We start from the raw sequence: 23323 nt of genomic DNA on the forward strand, positions 1-23323 counted from the left end.
CCGACCGGACCGCCCCCCTCCCCGTCCACGTCCCCCTGACCGGTCCGCCCACCCGGCCGACCGGCCCGGAACGTCCCGACCCGCCGAGGGAGGCCGTCATGTCCAGGACCGAGCGCGGCACACGGCGCCGGACACGGGCCGAGGAGCGCAGGGCCGCCGCCGACTACACCGGCGCCGTCTACGGGTCCATGCTCGCCGCCTCCGTGGTGGTCGGCGCGGGCACCCTGGGGTCGATGCCCCGGCTGGAGCTCGTCGCGCTGCTCCTGCTCACCGGGGTCGTGTTCTGGGTCGGCCATGTGCACGCCCACCTGTTCGGGGCGCGGCTGGCGCAGCGGCGGCTGGAGCGGCCGGTCGTCGTGCAGGTGTGCCGCGAGGAGTGGCCGATCGTCAAGGCCGCGGTCCCGCCGGCCGTCGCCGTGGCCGTCAGCCCGCTGCTGGGCCTCGACCTGTCCGGCACCCTGTGGTTCGCGCTCGCGGTCGCCGTCGCGGGCCAGGTCGGCTGGTCGGCGGCGGGGGCCCGGCGCGCCGGGGCGTCGTGGCGGCTGGTCACGGTCACCACCTCGGTGAACCTCGTGCTCGGGTTGTTGATCATCGCGTTCAAACTGCTGGTCACGCACTGACCCCCGCCGGTCCGTCGCGGCGGGCCCGGTCCACGGCCAGTGCGGCCGTCGTCCCGCTGTCGTCGCGCCGTCGTGCGGCTATCACCTTCAGCGGGTGAGGCCACGGGCCGGTGGGGGACGGAGGATCGCGGTAAGGGCGCAGTCCGCCTGTCCCAGGCCGTCCCGGGAGCAGCTCATGCGCTACGAGATCCGCGTCGAAGGACAGCTTTCGGAGGCGCTGACCGAGGCCTTCCCGGAGCTGGACCATGTGGTCATGTCCGGCCAGACCGTGCTGTTCGGGCAGGTCGTCGACGAGGCCCACCTGTACGGACTGCTGGCCCGCTGCCAGTCCCTGGGGCTGCGGGTCATGGAGATGCGCCAGCTGCCGCAGTGACGTCCCCGGGGACGAGGTCCTCGCCCGCGGCGGGGACACGACGTCGCGACATCGTGCGGACGCGAGGTCGCGAGGACACGAGGAGGAGTCATGAGCGTGTCGCCCGGTTCCCCACCGCCGCCCGCGCCGCCCCCGGGGCCCGGCCCCCGGCCGTCCGACGCACCGCGTCCCGGCCTCGGGACGGCGGGCGCCGATCCCGCCGCCGCGCTGGCCGTGCTCGGGCGCTCCTGGACGTGGATCCTCGGTTCGGCGGTCGTCACGTTCGTGCCGGGGATCCTGATCCTGGTCTGGCCCGACGAGACCCTGCACGTCCTCGCGGTCCTCATCGGCCTGTACCTGCTGGCGACCGGGCTGTTCCGGTTCGTGGCGTCCTTCGCCGGGGAGGACGGCGGCGCCCGGGTGACCGGGCTGCTGCTGTCGGTGCTGTACGTGGTGGCCGGGGTGCTGTGCCTGCGCAACCCGCTCCAGACGATCGCCGCGCTGTCGCTGATCGTCGGCGTGCTGTGGCTGGTGTCCGGCATCGTGACGCTCTTCACGGCCCTGGCCGCCAAGGACATGCCCCACCGGGGCGTCGTGCTCGGCGCCGCGGCGCTGGCCGTCGTCGCGGGGATCGTCGTGCTCGCCCTGCCCACCGAGTCGGCCCGGGCGCTGACCCGGCTGCTCGGACTGTGGCTCGTCCTGCTCGCCCTGGTGGAGGCGGCCGTCGCGTTCGCCTGGCGGGCGGCGCTGCGCAGGGCCGGCGCCGCCGAACGGGAGCGGGAAGGGATTCCGGGCCGGGACGGGGACGTCCGCGACCGCGCAGGCGACTTCTGACGCGCGGGCCCGGCACCCGTCGCCCGTGTGTCCCCGTGTGTCCACGTGCCCGCGTGTCCCCGCGTGACGCCGGAGCGGCCGGGGCTCACCCCTTCCGGCGTCACCCCCGCGGTCCGCACCCCCTCGGGCTTCACCCCTCCCGGGTGAGGCCGGCCGGGAGGGTCCGGCGCAGGCTGGGAACGGCATGCGACGCCATGCCGGGTTGTCGGGCGAGAGCCCGGAACGGAGGAAAGAGATGAGTGGGGACACCTACCTCGCGTACGACTATCCGCTGCTGAGCGCCTTCTGGACCATGCTGGTGTTCTTCCTGTGGATCATGTGGTTCGTCCTGCTGTTCCGGGTCGTCGTCGACGTCCTGCGCGACGACCACCTCAGCGGCTGGGCCAAGGCCGGCTGGCTGGCCTTCTGCGTCCTCCTGCCCTTCCTCGGCGTGTTCGTCTACGTGGTCGCCCGCGGCAAGGACATGGGACGCCGGGAGGCCTCGCAGGCGCGTGAGCAGCAGAAAGCCTTCGACAGCTACATCCGCGAGACGGCCCAGGGCTCCGGCGGCTCCTCCAGCAGCGTCGACGAACTCGCCAGGCTCTCCGAGATCCGTGCCCGCGGCGACATCACGGACGAGGAGTTCGCCAAGGCGAAGCAGATGGTGCTGAGCGGTTCCGGCCGCTGAGCCGGCCGTCCACGGCGATCGGGCGGACCCGGCGGCCCGCCGGCGGCCGGGTCCGCCGGGCTCCGGGTCCCGCGGACGGTCCGTGAACGACGACGAAGCGAGGCATCGGCATGACCGAGACGCACAGCAGTCACACCCCGACCGCCGAACAGGATGCGACCCGGCAGGCCTGGGCCGGGGGCCTGACGGCCTTCGCCGCCGTCACGCTCCTGCTCACCGGGGTGCTGGACCTCTTCCGCGGCGTCATGGGGATCGCCGAGGACGACATCTTCCTGTCGACCCGGCAGTACGTGTTCCGGTTCGACGTCACCGGCTGGGGCTGGATCCACCTCGCCCTGGGTGCGGTCGCCGTCGTCGTGGGCCTGGGACTGTTCTCGGGCGCGATGTGGGCACGGGTGGCGGGGGTGGCCATCGCCGCGCTGATCGTCGTCGGCAACTTCCTCTCCCTGCCGTACTACCCGGTCTGGTCCGTGGTGATGATCGCCTTCTCCGCGTTCGTCATCTGGGCCCTGTGCGTGGTCAAGCCCGACAGGTTCGCCGGCTGACCCTGTCCGCCCCCACCCGCCGGTCGGACGTCCGGCCCTGCCAGGAAGGCGGCGCAGATGTGCCGTTGGCTCGCCTACTCGGGCACCCCCATCCTGCTCGAAACGATTCTCTACCGTCCCGCGCACTCGCTGATCGACCAGAGCCTGCACTCCAAGATGGGCGTGGAGACGACGAACGGCGACGGCTTCGGCGTCGGCTGGTACGCGGCCGACGGGGCGGCCGGGACCCCGGCGGTCGTCCGGGAGATCGGCCCGGCCTGGAGCAACCGCAACCTGCGGGAGATCGCCGGCCATGTGCGTTCGTCGCTGTTCTTCGCCCACATCCGGGCCTCGACCGGCACGGCGGTGCAGCAGACCAACTCCCATCCGTTCCGGCACGGCCGCTGGATGTGGATGCACAACGGCGCGATCGCCGACTTCCACCGCATCCGCCGGGATCTCGCGCTCGCCGTCGACCCGCTGCTCTTCCCCGACATCGAGGGGTCCACGGACTCCGAGCTGATGTTCTTCCTGGCCCTCACCTTCGGCCTGGAGGAGGACCCGCCGGGCGCGGTCGCCCGGATGGTGGGCCTGGTGGAACGGGTCGGGCGCGCGCACGGCGTGGAGTTCCCGATGCAGATGACGGTCGCCGTGACCGACGGGGTGCGGCTGTGGGCGTTCCGCTACTCCAGCCAGGGCGCCTCGCGCTCGCTCTTCTACAGCACCCGGGTGGAGACCCTGCGGGAGCTCCATCCCGACATGGCGTTCCTGCGCGAGGTCTCCGACGAGACCCGGCTCATCGTCTCCGAGCCCCTGGGCGACCTGCCCGGAGCGTGGAACGAGGTGCCCGAGAACACGTACGGCGTCGTCCAGCCGGGCGGTGACGAGATCCTGGAGTTCGTCCCGCTGGCCGGGTAGCGCGCACCGGCACGGCCCGCGGCCGGTCCGGCCCGGCGGACGGCAGCCCCGCTCGACGACCGCTCGGCCGACGGCGGCTCGGTGGACGGCGGTTCAGTGGACGGAGAACCCGCCGTCCACGAAGATCGCCTGCCCGGTGACGTAGCCGGAGGCCCGGCCGGCCAGGAACACCGCCGCCCCGGCGAAGTCCTCCGCGAGGCCGTTGCGGCCGACCATCGTGCGCGCCGCCAGGGCCGCCACCTTCTCGGGGTCGGACGAGAGCCGTGTGTTGAGCGGGGTCATGACGAACCCGGGCACCAGGGTGTTGCAGGTGACGCCGTGGGGCGACCAGGCCTCGGCCTGGGAGCGGGCCAGCGACTCCAGGGCGCCCTTGGAGACTCCGTAGGCGCCGCTGCGGACGAACGCCCGGTGCGCCTGCTGCGAGGTGATGTGGATGATCCGTCCGAAACCCCGCTCGGCCATGCCGGGTCCGAAGCGCCGGCCCAGCAGATAGGGCGCCTCCAGGTTCACGCTCATGGTGGCGTCCCACACCGTCTCGTCCAGCTCGTCCATCGGCGGGCGCAGGTTGATCCCGGCGCAGTTGACCAGGATGTCGGGCTCTCCGTAGACCTCGGCCGCCCGCTCCGCCGCGGTGCGCACCCCGTCGCGGCTGCCCAGGTCGCCGCTCACCCAGGCCGCCCGGCAGCCGTCCGCCGTCAGCTCGTCGACCGTCGCCGCCAGCTCCGCCTCGCGGCGCGCCACGATCACCACGCTCGCCCCCGCCCGGGCGAGCGCGCCCGCGATGGCGCGGCCGATGCCGGAACTGCCGCCCGTCACCAGGGCGATCCTTCCGTCCAGCGAGAACAGCTCGGAGAGATAGGCGGTCGAGGGGCCGCGCGAGGCCTGCGGGGATGTCATGTCCCGACCCTAGACGGCGGGGCCTTGCCAAGCGAAGTTCACCGATATATCGTTGACGCATCGCGACAGATCAACGATGGAATGAAGGAGTGGTGTGCGATGCGTACCCACGGATTCGAGCGTGGACATGGACACGACGGCTCCCGGCGCGGCCGAGGCGGTTTCGACGGGCGGCGCGCGGCTTTCGGGCCCTTCGGGCCGGGTGGCCCCGGCGGTCAGGGCGGACCGGGCTTCGGCTTCGGCGGTCCGGGCTTCGGTCCGGGCCCCTGGGGCGGACGAGGGCGTGGCGGGCCCAGGGGGAGGGCGCGGCGCGGTGACGTACGGGCCTCGATCCTGGCCCTGCTCACGGACCGGCCCATGCACGGCTACGAGATGATCCAGGAGATCGCCGAACGCAGCGGCGGGGCGTGGAAGCCCAGTCCGGGCTCGGTGTACCCGACCCTTCAGCTGCTGGAGGACGAGGGGCTGATCAGCAGTGAGAGCGACGGCGGCAAGAAGCTGTTCTCGCTCACCGAGGAAGGCCGCACGGCAGCCGAAGCGGGCCCGGACGCCCCCTGGGAGGAGGCCTCGCGCGGGGTCGACTGGGAGGCGCTCGGCGAGATCCGCCAGGCCGGCTTCGGACTGATGGAAGCCTTCGGCCAGGTCTGGAAGACCGGCAGCAAGGAGCAGCGGGAGAAGGCCCTCGCGGTCGTCAACGAGGCCCGCAAGAAGCTGTACCTGATCCTCGCCGACGAGGGCTGAGCCGACGAGGGCTGAGCCCGTGCGAGCGGGCCGTACGGCCGCGAAGGCGCCCCGCGGAACCGACCGCGGGGCGCCTTCGCGTATCCGGCGCCGCTCACGCGTTCCGGCGTCGGCCGCGGCGGCGAGGGGCTCAGGTCACCAGCGCGCCCAGCTTGCGCAGCGACTCGTTCAGCGCGGCCGTGCCCGAGTCCTTGAGCTTGCCCGCCATCAGCGACACGGCCGCGCCGGTGAACTCGCCGTCGATGCGGACGGTCGTGGCGTCGCCGTCCGGGGTCAGGGTGTAGCGCGTGGCCACGGACACGGCCATCGGCCCCTTGCCGCGGATGGCGAGGACCCGGGCCGGCTCCAGTTCCGCCACGGTCCACTCGACCTCCGCGGGGAAGCCCATCAGCTTCATGTTCTCCAGGAAGGTCGCCCCGGGTTCGAGGGTCGCGGGGCCGCCCTTGGGGAAGCTGGTGTGCGTCGCGTTCCACTCCCCGTAGGCCGGCCAGTCGGTGAGCTGGGCCCACACCTTCTCGGCCGGCGCCTGGATGCGTGCCTCCGCGCTGACTTCGGCCATGCGACCACCTCTTCGTGTCGGGCAGCTCCGGCTGCGGTGTCGCGGAACGTAGCTCCGGACGGCCGAACATTCAATACTGACGAACCGTCAGGAAGTGTCGGCGGGCAGCACGTTCGCCGGGGCATCCACCCGTGCGCCTACGTGAGGAGTGTGGGGCAAGGCGGCGCGCCGCCCGTCGGGGGAAAGGGCCTGATCTCCTCCGTGAGGAGGAGACCCGGGCGGCCCGACTCCGCTTCGCGTGGGACGCGAAGATGCTTCCCTGCGGGGACGACCGCACCCGGCGGCGGCTGATGGGATGGGCGGCGTGCAACCCCGTATCCCCCGGCAGTCCCCCCGTGACCGGGCGGCCCACGGCCCGGGCGACGTCCCCGGGCTCGGCGCCGAGGCCACGGCGGCGCTCGCCGCCGCCCGCCGCCGGGCGCTGCGGGACGGGGACCGGCAGGTCGACACCGCCCATCTGCTGCACTCGCTCCTGGAGCACGACCCCCTGGTCCGCGCCGCCTTCGGCGGCGGCCCCCAGCTCGCCCGGCTGCTCGGCTACCTCGTCCAGCGCAGCATCGGCTACGGACTGCGCTGGCAGAGCGGTGTCGAGGACTCCGGCGCGCCGCCCGCCGTGACGGCCGCAGATCCGCCGGCCCGGACGTCCGCGGCGCCGCGGGGCGCGGCCACCGTCGGAGCGGCCGCCTTCGGAGCGGCCGCCGTGACGGCTGTCGAAGGACTGTCGCCGCTGGCCGCGGCCGCCATGGAGCGGGCGTGCGAGGAGTCCGCGCGGCGCACCGGTGCTCCGGCCCGGGGCGTCGACCTGCTCGCGGCGATGGTCGCGGACCCGCGGGCCCGGGCGGTCGAGGTCCTCACCCACGTCGGCGTCGACCCGTACGCGCTGCGGGCGGGGATCGAGGACGGCCTCCAGGAGCGCGAGGGGTGTCTCGAAGGCGGCTCGCCCGCCTGCTGAAACGACCGGGCCCGCCGCTCGCGTCCAGCCGATGAGACAGGTGTCAACGGGGATGACGCTCATGTCATCGCCTGTCATCATGAGGCGGTGTCCATCTCTGTGAACAGCCGGGCCGACCGCGGAAGGGGCATCGGCCTCTCTCTCGCTCTCTGGTCGGCCCTCGCCTTCGGCGGGTCCGGGGTCGCGGCCAAGCCGCTGATCGAGGCGGGCCTCGACCCGCTGCACGTGGTGTGGCTGCGGGTGACCGGCGCGGCGCTGGTGATGCTGCCGCTCGCCGTGCGCCATCGTGCGCTGCTGCGCGGCCGGCCCGCGCTGCTCGCCGGCTTCGGCCTGCTCGGCGTCGCCGGGGTCCAGGCGTTCTACTTCGCCGCGATATCCCGGATCCCCGTCGGTGTGGCGCTCCTCGTGGAGTACCTCGCGCCCGCCCTGGTGCTGGGCTGGGTGCGCTTCGTGCAGCGGCGGCCGGTGACCCGGGCCGCCGCGCTCGGCGTCGTGCTGGCGGTGGGCGGCCTTGCCTGTGTGGTCGAGATCTGGGCGGGCCTGGGCTTCGACGCGTTCGGCCTGCTGCTCGCGCTGGCGGCCGCCTGCTGCCAGGTCGGCTACTTCGTCCTCTCCGACCAGGGCAGCGACGGCGGCGAGGACGTCCCCGACCCGCTCGGGGTGATCGCCTACGGCCTTCTCGTCGGCGCCGTCGTGCTGACCGCGGTCGCCCGGCCCTGGGGCATGGACTGGTCCGTCCTCGCGCACACCGCGGGCATGAACGGCGCCGAGGTCCCCTCCTGGCTGCTGCTCGTGTGGATCGTGCTGCTCGCGACGGTCGTCGCGTACGTCACCGGGGTCGTCTCCGTGCGTCGGCTCTCCCCGCAGGTCGCCGGGGTGGTGGCCTGTCTCGAGGCGGTCGTCGCGACGGTCCTGGCATGGGTGCTGCTCGGCGAGCACCTCTCGGCCCCGCAGATCGCCGGCGGGGCGGTGGTGCTCCTCGGCGCGTTCATCGCCCAGTCGTCCGCGCCCGCCAAGGGCTCGCCGGAACCGGTCGCCGCCGGCGGCCCCGAACGGGGGCTGCCGGCCGACGCGACGGCCGCCCGGCGCGGCGACCCGAAGGGCTCACCGCGCTAGCGCGCTAGGCGGACCCGGCGGACCCGGCCCGGCCGAGTGCGCCGCTCGTCACCTGCGCCAGAAGAGGTGGTGCGTCACCCCGCTCGGGCTGGGCACGACGTCCATGTGGAAGCGGTCCAGCAGCTCGTCGGGCGAGTCCCAGAGGCGGAGCCCCGACCCGAGCTTCACCGGTGAGACCACGATGTGCAGGGTGTCGACGAGGTCGGCGTCGAGGAACTCCCTGACCGTGGTCACGCCCCCGCCGAGCCGTACGTCCTTGCCCCGGGCGGCCTCGCGCGCCTGCGCGAGCACGGAGGCGGGGTCGCCGTCCACGAAGTGGAACGTGGTGTCGGACAGCGTGAACGACGGACGCCGGTGGTGGGTCAGGACGAAGACCGGTGTGTGGAAGGGCGGCTCGTCGCCCCACCACCCCTGCCATGCCTCGTCGGTCCACGGGCCGCGCTGGGGTCCGAACTTGTTGCGGCCCATGATCTCGGCGCCGATGTTGTGGCCGAAGTCCCGGGTGAAGTAGTCGTCGAGGCCCCGGCTGCCCCCGGGCTCGCTGCGGTTGGGCCAGCTCGCGGTGGCCCCGGCCCAGGCGAAGAGCTTGCCCGGATCGATGTGGTGGCCGAAGGGCCGTTCCAGACTCTGGTCCTCGCCGGCCGCGACGCCGTCGCTCGAGATGGTGAAGTTCTGCACGCGCAGCAGCTGATCCACGGGTGTCCTCATCGGTTCTGTCGCCTCCTGGTGTGGCGATGCGTCCTACATCAGGATGTCGAACGGGAACCGGCCGGATCGACAACGGCGCGTGAGGTATTTCCGGGGGCGTCCGCGAGGCCGTGTCCTGCGGCGTCCCCGCGGCACGCGTCGCGCGGAGGCGGTCGGCCGGACGGCGGGCCCGGGCCCGGGCCCGAGCGGGCCGGTCGGCGGTTCACCGGACCCCCGGCCGCCCGGTCACCGCCGCGGTCGCGTCGTGCGGCGGCGCAGCAGGTGCTCGCGGGCCGCCGCGTCGCCCGGTGCGCCGCGGGTCGCCAGGCCCGCGGCGATGCGGTCCTGGGTCTCGGCCGGCCGGTGCGCCGCGTACTTGAACTTGGCCTCCACGGAGGTCACCTCGAGCCGGATCCCCCGGATGCCGGAGAGCAGGCGGCCGTACGGCGCCTCGCCCGGCGCCGGCCGCGCGGAGCCCCCTTCCGGCTGGAAGTGCGCCATCTGGCGGACGAGCAGGTCGGCCTTGGCCGCCGGGTCGTCCACGATGTGCGCCGTGCAGCGCAGCTGGACCGCCGTGTAGAAGCTCGTCGGGGTGCCGTGCTCGGCCGGGGCGCCGGGTGGCGCCTGCCAGGGGCCGGGCACGAAGACGTAGTCGCCGACCACGCTCAGCGTCACCGCCGGGTTCGCCTCCAGCGCGGGCCACAGCGGGTTGGGGCGGGCGAGGTGCGTGACGGCGGTGTCGTCGTCGGGGTCGTAGGCGAAGTGCAGGGGCTGCACGGACGGCGGCTCGCCCGGCAGACCGTTGACGGCCAGTTCGCCGAAGTCGTGCGCGGCCAGCCAGTCCCGCCACTCGGCGTCGTCGTGGGGCGCGTCCCAGGGGTGGACGAGCATCACAGCGCCGCGAGGTAGTCGGGGACCCGGGCGCCGGGCGCGAGGTCGGCCTCCGGGACGGGGGCGTCGTAACCCTTGCGCAGCGGGAGGACGCCGGCCCAGTGGGGGAGGGCGAGGTCCTCGGGCTCGTCGTTCACGCCTCCGGTGCGGGTCTTGGCCGAGACCTCGCCGAGGTCGAGGCGGATCACCGCGGTCGCCGCGAGCTCCTTGCGGTTGGCGGGGCGCGCGTCGGCCGCCCGGCCCGGGACGACGTGGTCGACGAGGGCGTCGAGGGCGTCGCGCTTCTCCTGCGGGTCCGTCACGTCGTACGCGGTGCCGTGCACCACCACCGAGCGGTAGTTGATCGAGTGGTGGAAGGCCGAGCGGGCCAGCACCAGACCGTCGACGTGCGTCACCGTCAGACAGACCGGCAGCCCCGGGTCCGCCTGGCCCGTCATCCGCAGCGGCCGCGAGCCCGTCGAGCCGTGCACGTACAGCGTCTCGCCGACCCGGGCGTAGAGCGTGGGCAGCACGACCGGCGCGCCGTCGCGGACGAAGCCGAGGTGGCAGACGTAGCCCTCGTCGAGTATCGAGTGCACCAGGTCCCGGTCGTACGACGCCTTCTGCGCCGCCCGGGTGGGGACGGTGCGCTCGGTCGGGGTGTAGGCGGCGGGCGGCGTCGGCTGCTGGGGCCCCTGCATGGCGTTCTCCATTGCACTAGTGCATAATTGGTTTTGTGCTAGGAGACTATCCGATCCAAGGGCGTAGAGCAGCAGAGATTTCCGCGAGCGTCGAGGCGGCGGTCGGCTCCGGCGAGCTTCGTCCGGGGCGACTTCTGCCGCCCATGCGGGAGTTGGCCACCGCGCTGGGCGTCAACCCGAACACCGTCGCGGCCGCCTACCGCACCCTGCGCGAGCGGGGGGTGATCGAGACGGACGGCCGACGGGGCAGCCGGGTGCGCGCGAAGCCCGCCACGACCGGGCGCGAGTTCATCGGCGTGGACGTCCCGCAGGGCGTGCGGGACGCGTCCTCCGGCAATCCGGACACGGCGCTCCTGCCGGCGCTGGCCCCGGCGTTCGCCTGGGCGGCCGCCCAGGGCGACCGGGAGCCGGTGCTGTACGGTCACGCGCCCGTGGAACCCGGGCTGGCCGAGCTGGTCCGCGCCGGTCTGGCGGCGGACGGCGTACCGGCCGGGTCGCCGGCCGTGGCCTCCGGCTCGCTCGACGCGATCGAACGGGTCCTCGCCGCCCACCTGCGGCCGGGCGACGTCGTGGCCGTCGAGGATCCCGGCTGGGGCTCCCTGCTCGACCTGGTGCCGGCCCTCGGACTGCGCACCGTGCCGGTCGGCCTGGACGACGAGGGCCCCCTGCCCCAGGACGTGCGCCGGGCGCTGGAGGCCGGCGCGCGCGCCCTGATCGTCACCGACCGGGCGCAGAACCCGACCGGTGCGGCGGTCAGCGGCCCCCGCGCGCGTGCCCTGCGCGCCGTGCTGCGGGAGCATCCGGACACCCTGCTCGTCGAGGACGACCACGGCCACCACATCGTCGACCTGCCCCTGCATCCCCTCGCGGGAGTCACCCGGCACTGGGCCTTCGTCCGCTCGGCCGCCAAGGCCTACGGGCCGGACCTGCGGTTCGCCGTCCTCGCCGGGGACGACGTCACCCTCGACCGGGTGAGCGGACGGCAGCGCCTGGGCCCCGGCTGGGTCAGCCGGATCACCCAGCGCGCCGTGCTGCGGCTGTGGACCGACGGCGCGGTGGACCCGCGGGAGGTGGCCCGGGCGTACGGCGGCCGGCGGGACGCGCTGATCGCCGCACTGGCCGCCCGCGGGGTCCGGGCGCGCGGCCGCAGCGGAGTGAACGTGTGGGTCCCGGTGCCGGACGAGACGGGGGCCGTGGCCCGCCTGCTACAGGCGGGCTGGGCGGTCGCCCCCGGTGCGCGGTTCCGCGTCGAGTCCCCGCCCGGGATCCGGATCACCGTGTCCGCCCTGACGCACGACGAGATCGACGGGCTCGCGGACGCGGTCGCCGCCGCGGTCCGGGTGGGCGGCGTGCGTCGATACGTCTGACGCCGACGGCGCGCGGGGCCGCTCCCGGCGGCGCCGCCGCGCACGGACCTGTCCCGCCCGGGCCCGGTCCGCACCCGCATCGCGCGGGTCAGGACCGGCGGCGCACCTGGGTCAGGGCCGCGCCCGCCAGGACGATCGCCGCGCCGACCGGCGTCGACCAGCTCAGCGGCTCGCCCAGCAGGGCGACGCCCGCCGCCGTGGCGATGACCGGGATGAAGTACGTGACCATCTGGGCCGTCGTCGGGCCGACCTCCGCCACCAGGCCGTACTGGATCAGCAGGGCCAGGCCCGTGCCCAGCGCCCCCAGTGCGGCCGTCGCGAGCAGCGGCAGCAGCGGGAACCGGGTCGGCAGCGTGGTGAACAACGGGGTGACCACGGCGAGTTGCACGGTGGCCAGGAACAGCTGCGCGCCGGTCATCGACAGGGCGGAGGAACCGGTCCCCGCCAGCGTGCGCCGGAGGTAGATCCACCCGACCGGGTAGCTGAGCGAGGCGAGCAGCGCCAGCGTCGTTCCCCGGGCGTCCAGGCCGTGGAAGCCCTGCCACGCGCCGAGCACGGTCAGCACGCCCAGGAACCCGAGGCCCAGCCCCGCGACCCGCAGCCGGGTCGGCCGGTCCTCGGAGAACGCGACGAGGGACAGGGCCATGCCCCACAGCGGCGAGGTCGCGTTGCAGATGCCGGCCAGGGTGGACGGGATCGTCAGTTCCGCGTAGGCGAAGAGGGAGAACGGCAGGGCGTTGAGCAGGAACGCGGACACGGTCAGATGCGCCCAGGTGCGCGCCCCGCGCGGGAGCCGCTCGCGCTGGACCGCCATCGCGACCGCCAGCACGGCCGTCCCGAACGCCAGCCTGCCGAAGGTGACCTGGAAGGGCGCGTAGCCGCCGGTGCCCACCTTGATGAGCAGGAAGCTGAAACCCCAGATCAGCGACAGCGCGCCGAAACGCAGACGCCAGTCGAGGGCGGGGCGCCGGGGGGCGCCGGCGGGCGGGGAGGTGAGGGTCGGAGCGGGTGCGGTCGCCGTGGTCATGGCTCCACCATGCGGGAGGAGGTTCTCGTAGCACAATCGAGAATATTCGCGCAGTACCTCGTAGCATCGCTTACATGTTGAATCTGGAGCGCCTGCGCACCCTCGACGCCCTCGCCCGGCACGGATCGGTCAGCGCGGCGGCCCTGGGGCTGCACATCACCACGTCGGCCGTCTCCCAGCAGATGGCGAAGCTGGAGCGGGAGGTGGGCCAGCGACTCCTCGCCAAGCACGGGCGGGGGGTGCGGCTGACGGACGCGGGGCGGCTCCTCGCCGAGCACACGTCCCGGATCCTCTCCCAGGTCGAGCTGGCCCAGGCCGATCTGGAGGCCCAGCGCGGCCAGGTGGCGGGGGAACTGAGGCTGTCGGCGTTCCCGACCGCCGCACGCGGGCTGTTCCCCGGCGTGCTCGCCGGTCTCCGCAAGGCGCACCCGGCGCTACGGCTGCGTTCGTGCGAGCTGGAGCCGGAACGCGGCATCGCCGGCGTCGTGCGCGGCGACCTCGACCTCGCCGTCGTCCTGGACTGGTACAACAAGCCGATGCCGGTGCCGGACGGCCTGGTCAAGGCGCCCATCCTCGACGACCCCGCCGACGTCGCGATGCCGGCCGGACACCCCCTCGCCCACCGGGACGAGGTGGACCTCGCGGAGTTCGCCGAGGACGAGTGGATCACCTGGGGCGAGGGCGAGTTCTGCCACGAGTGGCTCATGTTCACGCTGCGCTCGCGGGGCGTCGAGCCGATCGTCGGGCACCGGGCGGCCGAGACCCACACCCAGCTCGGCCTGGTGGCGGCCGGGCTGGGCGTGTGCATCGCCCCGCTGCTCGGACGGCACCCGGTGCCCGACGGGGTCGTGACGGTCCCGCTGCGGCAGCGGGTGCGCCGTCATGTGTACGCGGTGTGGCGGGCGGACGCCGACCGTCGTCCGTCCATCCGGGCGGCCGTGGAGGCGCTCAAGACGGCGGGCCTGGCGCTGGGGCGGACGGCGGGCGAGCCGACGCGGGAACGGACGCAATGAGGCGCGCCTGCCGGGTCACGCCCCGCCGAGCTTGCGGAAGTCCCAGGACACGACCTTCTCCGGCTTCAGCCGCAGCCAGGCGTGCCGCCCGTCGTGCGGCATCGCGTCGAGGCCGAAGTTCTTGCGCGCGAACAGCGTCTCCACCGCGTCGAGTTCGGCGCACAGCTCACCGGTGCGCGGGATCTCGCCGACGAACTCCACGGCGCCGGAGAGCTCGACCCCGCGCAGGGTGTCGTACTCCTCGCCCGTGTCGATCACGATCGCGACCCGGGGGTCGCGGCGCAGATCGGCCCAGCGCTTGCTGCGCACGACCGAGTACAGCCAGAGCGCGTTCCCGTCCCAGAGGAACCACAGGGCGCTGACGTGCGGGGCGCCGTCGGTGGACACGGTCGCGACCCGGCAGGTGCGCTGGACGGTGAGGAACGCGTCCAGTTCGCCCGAGGTCATCATGATCTTCCGGCCCCGACGCTGCGTGACGGTCATCCGGCCCCCTCATTCATCTCTTGTGTCGTCCTGTGCTGAATTTCTGAGACCTCGTCAGAAAATGATGGGTCTTCTTCCCTCTCCGCGCAATGGCGGTTAGTGTCGCCCGCCCCACACCGACGTCAGGGGGAGACCATGCCGTCGCACGAAGAGCTCGGCGACCCGCTCGACCCCGCCGCGACCGTGCTCCTCACGGTGGAGTGCCAGCAGGGCGTCGTCGGACCGGCCGCCGCCCTGCCGCAACTCGCCGCCGCGGCACGGGAGTCGGGGGCTCTCGCCAACATCGCCCGGCTGGTGACGGCGGCCCGCGCGAACGGCGTCCAGATCGTGCACGCGGTGGCGGAGCGCCGGCCCGACGGCCGGGGCGCCAATCGCAACGCCCGGCTGTTCCGCGCCGCCGAACGCCTTCCCGTCCAGCAGCTCGCCGGGACCGACGCGACCCGTGTCGCACCTCCGATCGAGGTCGCCGAGCAGGATCTCGTCGTCCGGCGGCTGCACGGGCTCTCGCCCGTGCAGGGCACCGACGTGGACGCCCTGTTGCGCAACCTCGGCTGCCGCACCCTGATCGTGACCGGGGTCTCCGCCAACGTCGCGATCCCCAACACCGTCTTCGACGCCGTCAACCGGGGCTACACGGTCGTCGTGCCGTCGGACGCCGTCGCCGGGGTGCCCGCCGACTACACCGCCGCGATGATCCGCCACACCCTCGCGCTGGTCGCCACGGTCGCGACCACCGACGAGGTGCTGGACTGCCTGCGGCGCGGCGCCCCGGAGCGGGCGCGCGTCAGGCGAGGGTGATCGAGTCCCCGCTGACCTTGATCGGCACCTCGGGCAGCGGCTTGCGCGCGGGACCGCTCTTCACGCTGCCGTCCGCGATCGAGAAGTTGCTGTTGTGGCAGGGGCAGTTGATCACGCCGTCGCTGATGGACTTCACGGCGCAGCCCGCGTGGGTGCACACCGCGGAGAACGCCTTGTACGTTCCCGCCGTCGGCTGGGTGACGACCACCTTCTCGGAGCCGAAGACCTTGCCGCCGCCCTCGGGGATGTCGGCCGTCTTCGTGAGCGCCGCGCCCGCCGCCCCGTTGTCCCCGCCGCTCGTGCCGCTCGTGCCACCCGTGCTCGCGGCCGCCGTGCCGCCCGCGGAACCCGCGGCGCCGGCCGACGACGAGGAGCTCGACGAGTCGTCGTCGGAGCCTCCGCACGCGGTCAGCGCGACGGAGAGCCCCGCGGCTCCGGCCGCGGCCACGACGGTACGGCGGGCGGGCCCCGACGCGGACTTGATCGATGCGCTGGTCATGCTGGGGGGTTCCCTTCCAGGGGGGAGTGTGGATCTGCCGTGAGGTACGAGCCGGGGGCGCGCCGTGTTCAGCGCCTCCGCCGAGTTCGGGCAGTGCCGAGATGATGACCGTCCGGACATGAGCACGGCGTGAGCCGCGGCTGTCGTCGAGCTGTCGGCCGCGCATCGGCCCAGGCCCGGCCACCTGCGGCGACCCTCGAGTAACCTGGGCCGATGCTCAAGGAAGTCACCGCGACCCGGTATGTCACGCCCCTGCGCGAGGGCGGATCCCTGCCGGGGCTCGTCGAGGCGGACGACCTCGGCCTGTACGTCCTGAAGTTCACCGGCGCGGGACAGGGCCGCAAGACGCTCGTCGCGGAGGTGGTCTGCGGCGAGCTGGCCCGGCGGCTCGGTCTGCGCATGCCCCGGCTCGCGGCCGTGGAGCTCGACGTCCTGCTGGGCCTCGGCGAACCCGACGGCCAGGTGCAGGAGTTGCTGAAGGCGAGCGGCGGGACCAACCTCGGCATGGAGTTCCTCTCCGGCGCCCTCGGCTTCGATCCGCTCGCCTTTCCGGTGAGCCCCGAGGAGGCCGGCCGGATCGTCTGGTTCGACGCGCTGGTGAACAACGTCGACCGCTCCTGGCGCAACCCCAACCTGCTGGTGCACCGCGGCGACCTGTGGCTCGTCGACCACGGCGCCACCATGATCTGGCAGCACAACTGGCCCACCGCGGAGACCTCCGCCGCCCGCCCCTACGACGCCGGCGACCACGTCCTCGCCCCCTTCGGGCCCGACGTCGCGGCCGCGGCGCGGCGGCTGGCCCCGCTGGTCACCGCGGACCTGCTCGCGGAGATCACCGCCGAGATCCCGGACGTCTGGCTGACCGACGAGCCCGGCTTCGACACCCCGGACAGCCTCCGGCAGGCCTACGCGGCGCCGCTCCTGGCCCGCGCCGCCGTCATCCACGACCGCATCAAGGGGACCGAGTGAACGACCGCCACATCATCCGGCCGGGTCAGGGCGGGGACCGGGACGTCTTCGAGTACGCGCTGCTGCGCGTCGTCCCGCGCGTGGAACGCGGCGAGTGCATCAACGCCGGTGTGCTCGTCTACTGCCGGGGCCGGGACTACGTCGGCGCCCGCACCCACCTCGACGAGGCGAAGCTGCTGGCGCTGGACCCGCAAGCGGACGTGGCGGGGGTGCGGGCCGCCCTGCGCGCGGTCGAGGGCGTCTGCGCGGGCGGCGCCGCGGCCGGCCAGGCGGCGCACGACGACGCCGGACGGCGCTTCCGGTGGCTGATCGCGCCCCGCTCGACGATCGTCCAGCCGGGCCCCGTGCACACCGGGCTCACCGCCGATCCGGCGGCCGAGACGGACCGGCTCCTCCAGCTGCTGGTGAGGTAATGGATCACACCGGCGACGTGTGGCGTTGACACCGGGTGCCAGGGCTTCTAGCGTCACGTCTGCCGAAGGTACTAAGCGGTCGCTCACCAGTCGGGCGCACCACCGCCCCGGGCGGATCGGCGCTCCGGGCGCATCAGGCTTTCTCAAGGGCGAGGAGAACCAGCAATGTCCACCACTGAGCAGCGGGTCGCCGTAGTCACGGGCGCGGCGCGGGGCATCGGAGCGGCCACCGCCGTACGACTGGCGGCCGAGGGCCGTGCGGTCGCGGTCGTCGACCTCGACGAGGCCGCCTGCAAGGACACCGTCGAGAAGATCACCGCCGCCGGCGGCCGGGCCGTCGCCATCGGCGCGGACGTCTCCGACGAAGCCCAGGTCGAAGCCGCGATCGCGCGGGTCGTCGAGGAGCTCGGCGCGCCGACGATCCTCGTCAACAACGCCGGTGTGCTCCGCGACAACCTGCTGTTCAAGATGAGCGCGGCCGACTGGGACACCGTCCTCAACGTGCACCTGCGCGGCTCGTTCCTCATGACCAAGGCCGTCCAGAAGCACATGGTCGACGCGGGCTTCGGACGGGTCGTCAACCTGTCCTCGTCCTCGGCGCTCGGCAACCGCGGCCAGGCCAACTACTCGGCCGCCAAGGCCGGTCTTCAGGGCTTCACCAAGACCCTGGCCATCGAGCTGGGCAAGTTCGGCATCACCGCCAACGCCGTCGCCCCCGGCTTCATCGCGACCGACATGACCGCCGCCACCGCCGCCCGCGTCGGCATGGGCTTCGAGGAGTTCAAGGCCGCGGCCGCCACCCAGATCCCGGTCGCCCGCGTCGGCGAGCCCGACGACATCGCCAACGCGATCGCCTTCTTCACCGACGAGGCCGCCGGCTTCGTCTCCGGCCAGGTGCTGTACGTCGCCGGCGGACCGCTCGACTAACCGCTGCCAAGGACCCTGGGGATCACGAACATGACTGAACTGCCCGCACTCTCCGGCAAGGTCGCCCTCGTCACGGGCGCCAGCCGAGGCATCGGCTACGGCGTCGCCGAGGCGCTCGTCGCCCGCGGCGACCGGGTCTGCATCACCGGCCGGGGCGAGGACGCCCTCAAGGAGGCCGTCGAGCAGCTCGGCGCCGACCGGGTCATCGCCGTCGCCGGCAAGGCGCACGACGAGGAGCACCAGGCCGCCGCCGTGGCGCGCACGATGGAGGCCTTCGGCCGCGTCGACTTCCTGGTCAACAACGCCGGCACGAACCCGGTGTTCGGACCGATCGCCGACCTGGACCTGAACGTGGCCCGCAAGGTCTTCGAGACCAACGTGGTCTCCGCGCTCGGCTTCGCGCAGCGCACCTGGCACGCCTGGCAGAAGGAGAACGGCGGCGCGATCGTCAACATCGCCTCCGTCGCGGGCCTGTCGGCCAGCCCCTTCATCGGCGCGTACGGCATCAGCAAGGCCGCGATGATCAACCTGACCGTGCAGCTGGCGCACGAGTACGCGCCGCGCGTGCGGGTCAACTCGATCGCCCCGGCCGTGGTGAAGACCAAGTTCGCCCAGGCCCTGTACGAGGGCCGGGAGGAGGAGGCGGCCGCGGCCTACCCGATGGCCCGGCTGGGCGTGCCCTCCGACATCGGCGGCGCGGCCGCGTTCCTGACCTCGGAGCAGTCGGCCTGGATCACCGGCCAGAACCTGGTGGTCGACGGCGGCATCTTCCTCAACGCCGGCGTGGGCTGAGACCCCCGGGCCGCGCGCCGGCCCGGAAGACGCCCCATGAGAACCGCGTCCACGGGCGCCGTTTCCCCGACGGAAACGGCGCCCGTGTCGTCGTATACCGGGACATGCCCGCCTCGGCCACGCGGATGACAACGTCGTCATACCGAGAGTGATCAAGAACGCCGTACAGGCGCGGGTTCAGGCCGCCTGGCGCTGCGGTATGGTCTGCCAACCCTTGGCATGGCAGATCGAGGAGCGTGCGCGTGTTCAACCGGAACCGATCCTTGCAGCAGATGGCGGCGATCGTGTCCATATCCCTGGTGGCCGGGTGCAGCCTCCTGGGGGAGGAGAGCTCCGACGACGCCGGGCCGATCGTCGTGGGCACCACCAGTGCTCCCAGCACACTGGACCCCGCGGCCGCGTGGGACGGCTCCTGGGAGCTGTTCCGCAACATCTACCAGACGTTGCTGAGCTACCCGTACGGCACGACGGCCCCGCAGCCGGACGCCGCCAAGTCCTGCGGGTTCACGGACCGCACCAGCCGCGTCTACAAGTGCGAGCTGCGCGACGGGCTCACGTTCTCCAACGGCGACGCCCTCGACGCGAAGGCCGTGAAGTACTCGATCGACCGGATCCGGGCCATCAACGCCCCCACCGGCCCCAACGGACTGCTCGGCAGCCTGGACAGCGTCGAGACCAAGGGCGACGACGTGGTGCTCTTCCGCCTCAACAAGGCCGACGCCACCTTCCCGTTCGTGCTCGCCACCCCCGGCATGTCGGTCGTCGACCCCGACGACTACCCCGCCAAGTCCCTGCGCAAGGGCGACGGCATCGTCGGCTCCGGGCCCTACCGGCTGAACTCCTACCAGGAGGGCAAGCAGTCCGTCCTCGTGCGCAACGACAGCTACAAGGGTCTCGCCGAGCGCAAGAACGACGCGGTGACCATCCGCTACTTCCAGGACTCCGGCGCCATGGTCAAGGCCCTGCGGGCCAAGGACATCGACATCACCTACCAGGGGCTCGCCGCCGACGACATCGTCGACCTGGAGGGCAAGGGCGCCGAGAACGAAGGGCTGCAACTCGTCGAGGGCGCCGCCACCAACATCAACTACCTGGTCTTCAACCCCAAGGACTCCTGGTCGGACAAGCTGGCCGTGCGCCGCGCCGTCGCCCAGGTCATCGACCGGGCCGCGATCGCCCACAAGGTCTACAAGGACACCGTCGACCCGCTGTACTCCATGGTCCCGACCGGGCTGACCGGCCACACCACCGGCTTCTTCGACTCCTTCGGCGACCCCGACACCACCAAGGCGCGCAAGATCCTCACCGAGGGCGGCATCACCGAGACCGTGCCGCTCACCCTCTGGTACACCACCGACCGCTACGGCTCCGACACGGCGGTGGAGTTCAAGGAGATCAAGCGCCAGCTCGAGGCCTCGGGCCTGTTCTCGGTCACGCTCAAGAGCCGCCCCTGGAACGCCTACGTCGTCGGCTACCAGAACGGCGAGTACCCGGTGTTCGGACGCGGCTGGGCCCCCGACTTCCCCGACCCCGACAACTTCATCGCCCCCTTCGTCGGCGAGCAGAACGCGCTGGGCACGCCGTACCCGGCGAAGAAGATCACGCAGGTGCTGCTGCCGCACTCCCGCCAGGAGAGCGACCGCGCCGAGGTGGCGACGGACTTCGAGGAGGCCCAGCAGATCCTCGTCCGGGACGCCCGGCTGCTGCCGCTGTGGCAGGGCAAGCAGTACATCGCCTCCTCCGAGGAGGTCTCGGGCGGGGAGCGCGCCCTGGACCCGTCGACGATCATGATGGTGTGGGAGCTCTCGCGGAAGACCAGCTGGTAGGGGCCGACGGGCCGGTCGCGGAACGGGCCGGCACCCGGCCGGGGGCCGGGTTGTCAGTGGTCGCCTGTAGGTTCTGTGATCCGAAGCGACCGCACACCGAAGGACGTTGACGTGACCGACATCGCCATGCTGCCCGAGTCCTGGCGCGGGGTTCTGGGCGACGAACTGCAGCAGCCCTACTTCAAGGAGCTGACGGAGTTCGTCGAGGAGGAGCGGGCGAAGGGGCCCGTCTACCCTCCGCGCGAGGAGGTGTTCGCCGCGCTCGACGCCACGCCGTACGAGCGGGTGAAGGTGCTCGTCCTCGGACAGGACCCGTACCACGGCGAGGGCCAGGGACACGGCCTGTGCTTCTCGGTGCGGCCCGGGGTGAAGATCCCGCCGTCCCTGCGCAACATCTACAAGGAGATGCACGCGGAGCTGGGCACGCCCGTCCCGGACAACGGGTACCTCATGCCGTGGGCGCAGCAGGGCGTCCTGCTGCTCAACGCGGTCCTCACGGTCCGCGCCGGGGAGGCGAACTCGCACAAGGGCAAGGGCTGGGAGAAGTTCACCGACGCGGTGATCCGCGCGGTGGCCGACCGGCCCGACCCGGCGGTGTTCGTGCTGTGGGGCAACTACGCGCAGAAGAAACTGCCCCTCATCGACGAGACACGGCACATCGTGGTCAAGGGCGCCCACCCCTCGCCGCTCTCGGCGAAGAAGTTCTTCGGCTCCCGCCCCTTCACCCAGATCGACGCGGCGGTGGCGCAGCAGGGCCACGAGCCGATCGACTGGACCGTCCCGAACCTGGCCTGACCCGCGCCGCCGCGGCCCCGCGCCGCCGCCGGGCCGGTTCCCGAGGGACCCGGCCCGGCGTCGCCTGACCGTGATCGTCCGCGTCGGCGGCTAGCGTCGTCGCAACGACGCAAGGAGGCCGAGGGTGGCGGAGCGACAGGGGCGGACGACGCCGGACACGCTGCTCACGCGGATCGGGCAGGTCGTGATGCTGCACCACGGGGGAGACCGCGAGGAGGCCCGCCGCCGTCTCCTCGACCTGTGGACGGAGCTCGGCGAGGAGGGCGACGCACTGCACCGCTGCACCCTCGCCCACTACCTCGCCGACACCCATGACGACCCGGCGGACGAACTGGCCTGGGATCTGCGGGCGCTGACGGCGGCGCAGGAGCACGACGGCTCGGCGGGCGAGCGCGGGCGTCCGGGGGAGGAGGCCCGGGGCGGCGCGCTCGCTCGGGCGTCCTGCGAGGCGAGGGCGCTGTTCCCCTCCCTCCACCTCAACCTGGCGGCGGACTACGTGAAGCTCGGCCGCCCCGAGGCCGCCCGCTCCCATGTGCGCCGGGCCCGCCGGGCGGCCGCCGCGCTGGGCGACGACAGCTACGGCGACGGGGTGCGGGCGGCGATCAGCAGGATGGAGCTGCGCCTGGGGGAGGGGGAGTGGAGAGGGGACCGGTGAGAGCGGCCGGTGGCAGCCCGCCGCCCCTTGGCCGTCGCCCCGGTCGAGGTCACCGCCCGACGGCCCGCCGGCAGAGCACCGCCCCCGGGCTGTCGCCCTGCCAGGCCCCGTACTTCCTGCCCAGGGCGCAGACGTCGGCCTTCCCACGGACCGCGTCCTCCACATCCTGGAGGTCCACGCGCGGCCGCTCGTGCGGCCGCGGGTGCGCCTCGGGCGGAGGGGCCTGCGCTCGCGGGCCGGACGGCGGCGGCTGCGTCGACGGCTCCCCGGTGGCCTCCGGTCGCGGCGCCGTTCGCCGCCGTTCCCGCTCGCGGGACGGCTCCGCCATCTCCAGCGCCTCCCGGACCGGCGCCTGCACGACCTGGGTCCCGGCCCGCCCGTCCGGCCGCGGCACGGACGGTTCGGAGGGCGCCGCGGCCGGACCGGGCACGGGCGGACGCTGGACGGTCACGCAGCCGGACAGGGCCGAGAGGGCCACGGTGACCAGGAGCGTCGCGGTAGTCGTCGTTCGATGCACCCGCGCCACTCTGCTGGGTCCGGCCGCCCGCGCAAGAGCACACGGGCGGAGGTTGCCCCGCACGGGTGATCTCCTACCTCGTACGAAGGGCGCGACCCCGCCCGTGCTGACGCCCCCGCGCACGCCGACCGGTGCGCGCGGCGCGGCGGCCGCGCGCGTCAGTCCCCGGTGGCGCCGTCGATCCGCTCGCGGATCAGGTCGGCGTGGCCGTTGTGGCGGGCGTACTCCTCGATCATGTGGGTGTAGATCCAGCGCAGGCTGAACGGCTCGTCGGTGAATCTGCTCGGGCCCCGCGACAGGTCGTCCAGGGCGAAGCCGGCCGCGTACCGACGGGCGGTCTCGATCTCGGCCTGCCACGTGGCGTACGCCTCGGCCCAGGTGTCCCCTTCCGTGAGGTGGAACTCGCCGTCGGGGTCCGCGTCGCTGTAGTGGAGCGGCCCGGCGCCGTCGCCCGCCAGCACCCTGCGGAACCAGCTGCGTTCCACGTCCGCCATGTGCCGCACCAGTCCCATCAGGGACAGTTCGGACGGCGGCACGGACGCGGTGCGCAGCTGGGCGTCGGTGAGCCCCTCGCACTTGTGCGCCAGAGTCAGCCGGTGGTAGTCCAGCCAGCCTTCCAGCATCGTGCGTTCGTCGGCGTTCTGGGCGGGTTCGGTGCGCGGTGTCGTCATCCCCGCATGGTGTCCGGCGACCGCCCGGCCCACCACGTATTTTCCGTCGGCGGGCGCGTTGCCCGCACAGGATGCCCGCCGGCCGGCCGCCGGAACGCCCCCGGGGCCCGCGCGCCCGCGGCCCCTGCCCGCC

29 protein-coding genes are annotated in these 23323 nt (G+C 73.3%); 19 read left to right on the forward strand and 10 right to left on the reverse strand.

Going from position 1 to position 23323, the window contains the following annotated elements:
• The first annotated feature begins 98 nt into the window (after nt 1–98).
• The 6 genes from KMS84_RS29420 to KMS84_RS29445 all read left to right on the forward strand — a co-directional run bounded on the left by KMS84_RS29420 (nt 99) and on the right by KMS84_RS29445 (nt 3915).
• Nucleotides 99–620, forward strand: coding sequence for a hypothetical protein (locus tag KMS84_RS29420; protein WP_256919537.1), 522 nt, complete (start codon nt 99–101; stop codon nt 618–620).
• Between the two features lie 175 nt (nt 621–795).
• Nucleotides 796–993: a DUF8691 family protein gene (locus KMS84_RS29425; protein ID WP_256919512.1), complete on the forward strand. Its 198-nt coding sequence runs from the start codon at nt 796–798 to the stop codon at nt 991–993.
• A gap of 90 nt (nt 994–1083) precedes the next feature.
• A complete protein-coding gene (locus KMS84_RS29430; protein ID WP_256919513.1) occupies nt 1084–1806 on the forward strand; it encodes an HdeD family acid-resistance protein in 723 nt (240 codons plus the stop codon).
• Between the two features lie 235 nt (nt 1807–2041).
• Nucleotides 2042–2473, forward strand: coding sequence for an SHOCT domain-containing protein (locus KMS84_RS29435; protein WP_256919514.1), 432 nt, complete (start codon nt 2042–2044; stop codon nt 2471–2473).
• Nucleotides 2474–2583: 110 nt separating this feature from the next.
• Complete coding sequence (locus KMS84_RS29440) at nt 2584–3018, forward strand: DUF7144 family membrane protein (protein WP_256919515.1); 435 nt, start codon at nt 2584–2586, stop codon at nt 3016–3018.
• A gap of 57 nt (nt 3019–3075) precedes the next feature.
• The gene (locus KMS84_RS29445; RefSeq protein ID WP_256919516.1) at nt 3076–3915 is read left to right on the forward strand and encodes a class II glutamine amidotransferase; all 840 of its coding nucleotides are present in this window, start codon (nt 3076–3078) and stop codon (nt 3913–3915) included.
• Nucleotides 3916–4008: 93 nt separating this feature from the next.
• Here the strand turns inward: KMS84_RS29445 and KMS84_RS29450 are convergent, their stop codons facing one another.
• On the reverse strand, nt 4009–4812 hold the full coding sequence (locus KMS84_RS29450; protein WP_256919517.1) for an SDR family NAD(P)-dependent oxidoreductase: 804 nt from the start codon (nt 4810–4812) through the stop codon (nt 4009–4011).
• Between the two features lie 99 nt (nt 4813–4911).
• On the opposite strand from KMS84_RS29450, the gene KMS84_RS29455 reads away from it, so the two are divergent.
• Nucleotides 4912–5553: a PadR family transcriptional regulator gene (locus tag KMS84_RS29455; RefSeq protein WP_256919518.1), complete on the forward strand. Its 642-nt coding sequence runs from the start codon at nt 4912–4914 to the stop codon at nt 5551–5553.
• A gap of 130 nt (nt 5554–5683) precedes the next feature.
• Here the strand turns inward: KMS84_RS29455 and KMS84_RS29460 are convergent, their stop codons facing one another.
• A complete protein-coding gene (locus tag KMS84_RS29460) occupies nt 5684–6112 on the reverse strand; it encodes a type II toxin-antitoxin system Rv0910 family toxin (RefSeq protein ID WP_256919519.1) in 429 nt (142 codons plus the stop codon).
• Nucleotides 6113–6416: 304 nt separating this feature from the next.
• On the opposite strand from KMS84_RS29460, the gene KMS84_RS29465 reads away from it, so the two are divergent.
• Together KMS84_RS29465 and KMS84_RS29470 are read left to right on the forward strand one after the other, a co-directional pair.
• Nucleotides 6417–7064 carry a Clp protease N-terminal domain-containing protein gene (locus KMS84_RS29465; protein WP_256919520.1) on the forward strand — a complete coding sequence of 216 codons (648 nt, stop codon included), beginning with the start codon at nt 6417–6419 and terminating at the stop codon, nt 7062–7064.
• Nucleotides 7065–7151: 87 nt separating this feature from the next.
• Nucleotides 7152–8180, forward strand: a complete 1029-nt coding sequence (locus KMS84_RS29470; protein ID WP_256919521.1) for an EamA family transporter — start codon at nt 7152–7154, stop codon at nt 8178–8180.
• A gap of 48 nt (nt 8181–8228) precedes the next feature.
• Here the strand turns inward: KMS84_RS29470 and KMS84_RS29475 are convergent, their stop codons facing one another.
• From KMS84_RS29475 to KMS84_RS29485, 3 genes are all read right to left on the reverse strand, one after another.
• Nucleotides 8229–8876 carry a dihydrofolate reductase family protein gene (locus KMS84_RS29475; RefSeq protein ID WP_256919538.1) on the reverse strand — a complete coding sequence of 216 codons (648 nt, stop codon included), beginning with the start codon at nt 8874–8876 and terminating at the stop codon, nt 8229–8231.
• Nucleotides 8877–9113: 237 nt separating this feature from the next.
• Entirely contained in the window at nt 9114–9758 is a 645-nt protein-coding gene (locus KMS84_RS29480) for an FMN-binding negative transcriptional regulator (protein ID WP_256919539.1), read from the reverse strand.
• Nucleotides 9758–10438, reverse strand: coding sequence for a pyridoxamine 5'-phosphate oxidase family protein (locus KMS84_RS29485; RefSeq protein ID WP_256919540.1), 681 nt, complete (start codon nt 10436–10438; stop codon nt 9758–9760). The genes KMS84_RS29480 and KMS84_RS29485 overlap by 1 nt, the downstream gene beginning before the upstream one ends.
• Before the next feature lie 35 nt (nt 10439–10473).
• On the opposite strand from KMS84_RS29485, the gene KMS84_RS29490 reads away from it, so the two are divergent.
• A complete protein-coding gene (locus KMS84_RS29490; RefSeq protein WP_256919522.1) occupies nt 10474–11805 on the forward strand; it encodes an aminotransferase class I/II-fold pyridoxal phosphate-dependent enzyme in 1332 nt (443 codons plus the stop codon).
• An 88-nt stretch (nt 11806–11893) separates the two neighbouring features.
• Here KMS84_RS29490 and KMS84_RS29495 read toward each other — a convergent pair whose 3' ends face one another.
• The gene (locus KMS84_RS29495) at nt 11894–12832 is read right to left on the reverse strand and encodes a DMT family transporter (protein ID WP_256919523.1); all 939 of its coding nucleotides are present in this window, start codon (nt 12830–12832) and stop codon (nt 11894–11896) included.
• Between the two features lie 74 nt (nt 12833–12906).
• Between KMS84_RS29495 and KMS84_RS29500 the strand changes: the two genes are divergently transcribed.
• Nucleotides 12907–13845, forward strand: a complete 939-nt coding sequence (locus KMS84_RS29500; RefSeq protein ID WP_256919524.1) for a LysR family transcriptional regulator — start codon at nt 12907–12909, stop codon at nt 13843–13845.
• A gap of 15 nt (nt 13846–13860) precedes the next feature.
• Here the strand turns inward: KMS84_RS29500 and KMS84_RS29505 are convergent, their stop codons facing one another.
• On the reverse strand, nt 13861–14328 hold the full coding sequence (locus KMS84_RS29505; protein WP_256919525.1) for a pyridoxamine 5'-phosphate oxidase family protein: 468 nt from the start codon (nt 14326–14328) through the stop codon (nt 13861–13863).
• Between the two features lie 135 nt (nt 14329–14463).
• Between KMS84_RS29505 and KMS84_RS29510 the strand changes: the two genes are divergently transcribed.
• Nucleotides 14464–15126: a cysteine hydrolase family protein gene (locus tag KMS84_RS29510; RefSeq protein ID WP_256919526.1), complete on the forward strand. Its 663-nt coding sequence runs from the start codon at nt 14464–14466 to the stop codon at nt 15124–15126.
• Here KMS84_RS29510 and KMS84_RS29515 read toward each other — a convergent pair.
• Nucleotides 15113–15625: a Rieske (2Fe-2S) protein gene (locus KMS84_RS29515; RefSeq protein ID WP_256919527.1), complete on the reverse strand. Its 513-nt coding sequence runs from the start codon at nt 15623–15625 to the stop codon at nt 15113–15115. The two genes, KMS84_RS29510 and KMS84_RS29515, sit on opposite strands and share 14 nt — an antisense overlap.
• A gap of 213 nt (nt 15626–15838) precedes the next feature.
• Between KMS84_RS29515 and KMS84_RS29520 the strand changes: the two genes are divergently transcribed.
• The 7 genes from KMS84_RS29520 (at nt 15839) to KMS84_RS29550 (ending at nt 22002) form a co-directional block, all read left to right on the forward strand.
• Nucleotides 15839–16594, forward strand: coding sequence for a HipA family kinase (locus KMS84_RS29520; RefSeq protein WP_256919528.1), 756 nt, complete (start codon nt 15839–15841; stop codon nt 16592–16594).
• Nucleotides 16591–17007, forward strand: coding sequence for a DUF3037 domain-containing protein (locus KMS84_RS29525; protein WP_256919529.1), 417 nt, complete (start codon nt 16591–16593; stop codon nt 17005–17007). The genes KMS84_RS29520 and KMS84_RS29525 overlap by 4 nt, the downstream gene beginning before the upstream one ends.
• A 165-nt stretch (nt 17008–17172) precedes the next feature.
• On the forward strand, nt 17173–17934 hold the full coding sequence (gene fabG / locus KMS84_RS29530) for a 3-oxoacyl-ACP reductase FabG (RefSeq protein WP_256919530.1): 762 nt from the start codon (nt 17173–17175) through the stop codon (nt 17932–17934).
• A 30-nt stretch (nt 17935–17964) separates the two neighbouring features.
• Nucleotides 17965–18726: an SDR family oxidoreductase gene (locus tag KMS84_RS29535; protein WP_256919531.1), complete on the forward strand. Its 762-nt coding sequence runs from the start codon at nt 17965–17967 to the stop codon at nt 18724–18726.
• Nucleotides 18727–18968: 242 nt separating this feature from the next.
• Entirely contained in the window at nt 18969–20552 is a 1584-nt protein-coding gene (locus tag KMS84_RS29540; protein ID WP_256919532.1) for an ABC transporter substrate-binding protein, read from the forward strand.
• A gap of 111 nt (nt 20553–20663) precedes the next feature.
• Nucleotides 20664–21347, forward strand: coding sequence for a uracil-DNA glycosylase (ung, locus tag KMS84_RS29545; RefSeq protein WP_256919533.1), 684 nt, complete (start codon nt 20664–20666; stop codon nt 21345–21347).
• Nucleotides 21348–21471: 124 nt separating this feature from the next.
• Nucleotides 21472–22002, forward strand: coding sequence for a hypothetical protein (locus tag KMS84_RS29550; protein WP_256919534.1), 531 nt, complete (start codon nt 21472–21474; stop codon nt 22000–22002).
• A 49-nt stretch (nt 22003–22051) separates the two neighbouring features.
• On the opposite strand, the gene KMS84_RS29555 is transcribed toward KMS84_RS29550, so the two are convergent.
• Both KMS84_RS29555 and KMS84_RS29560 read right to left on the reverse strand, forming a co-directional pair.
• Entirely contained in the window at nt 22052–22519 is a 468-nt protein-coding gene (locus KMS84_RS29555; protein ID WP_256919535.1) for a hypothetical protein, read from the reverse strand.
• 158 nt (nt 22520–22677) lie between these two features.
• Nucleotides 22678–23190, reverse strand: coding sequence for a DinB family protein (locus KMS84_RS29560; protein WP_256919536.1), 513 nt, complete (start codon nt 23188–23190; stop codon nt 22678–22680).
• Between the last annotated feature and the right edge of the window lie 133 nt (nt 23191–23323).

Origin of the sequence: Streptomyces hilarionis, assembly GCF_024539675.1 — a bacterium.
GTDB classification, from domain to species: domain Bacteria; phylum Actinomycetota; class Actinomycetes; order Streptomycetales; family Streptomycetaceae; genus Streptomyces; species Streptomyces hilarionis.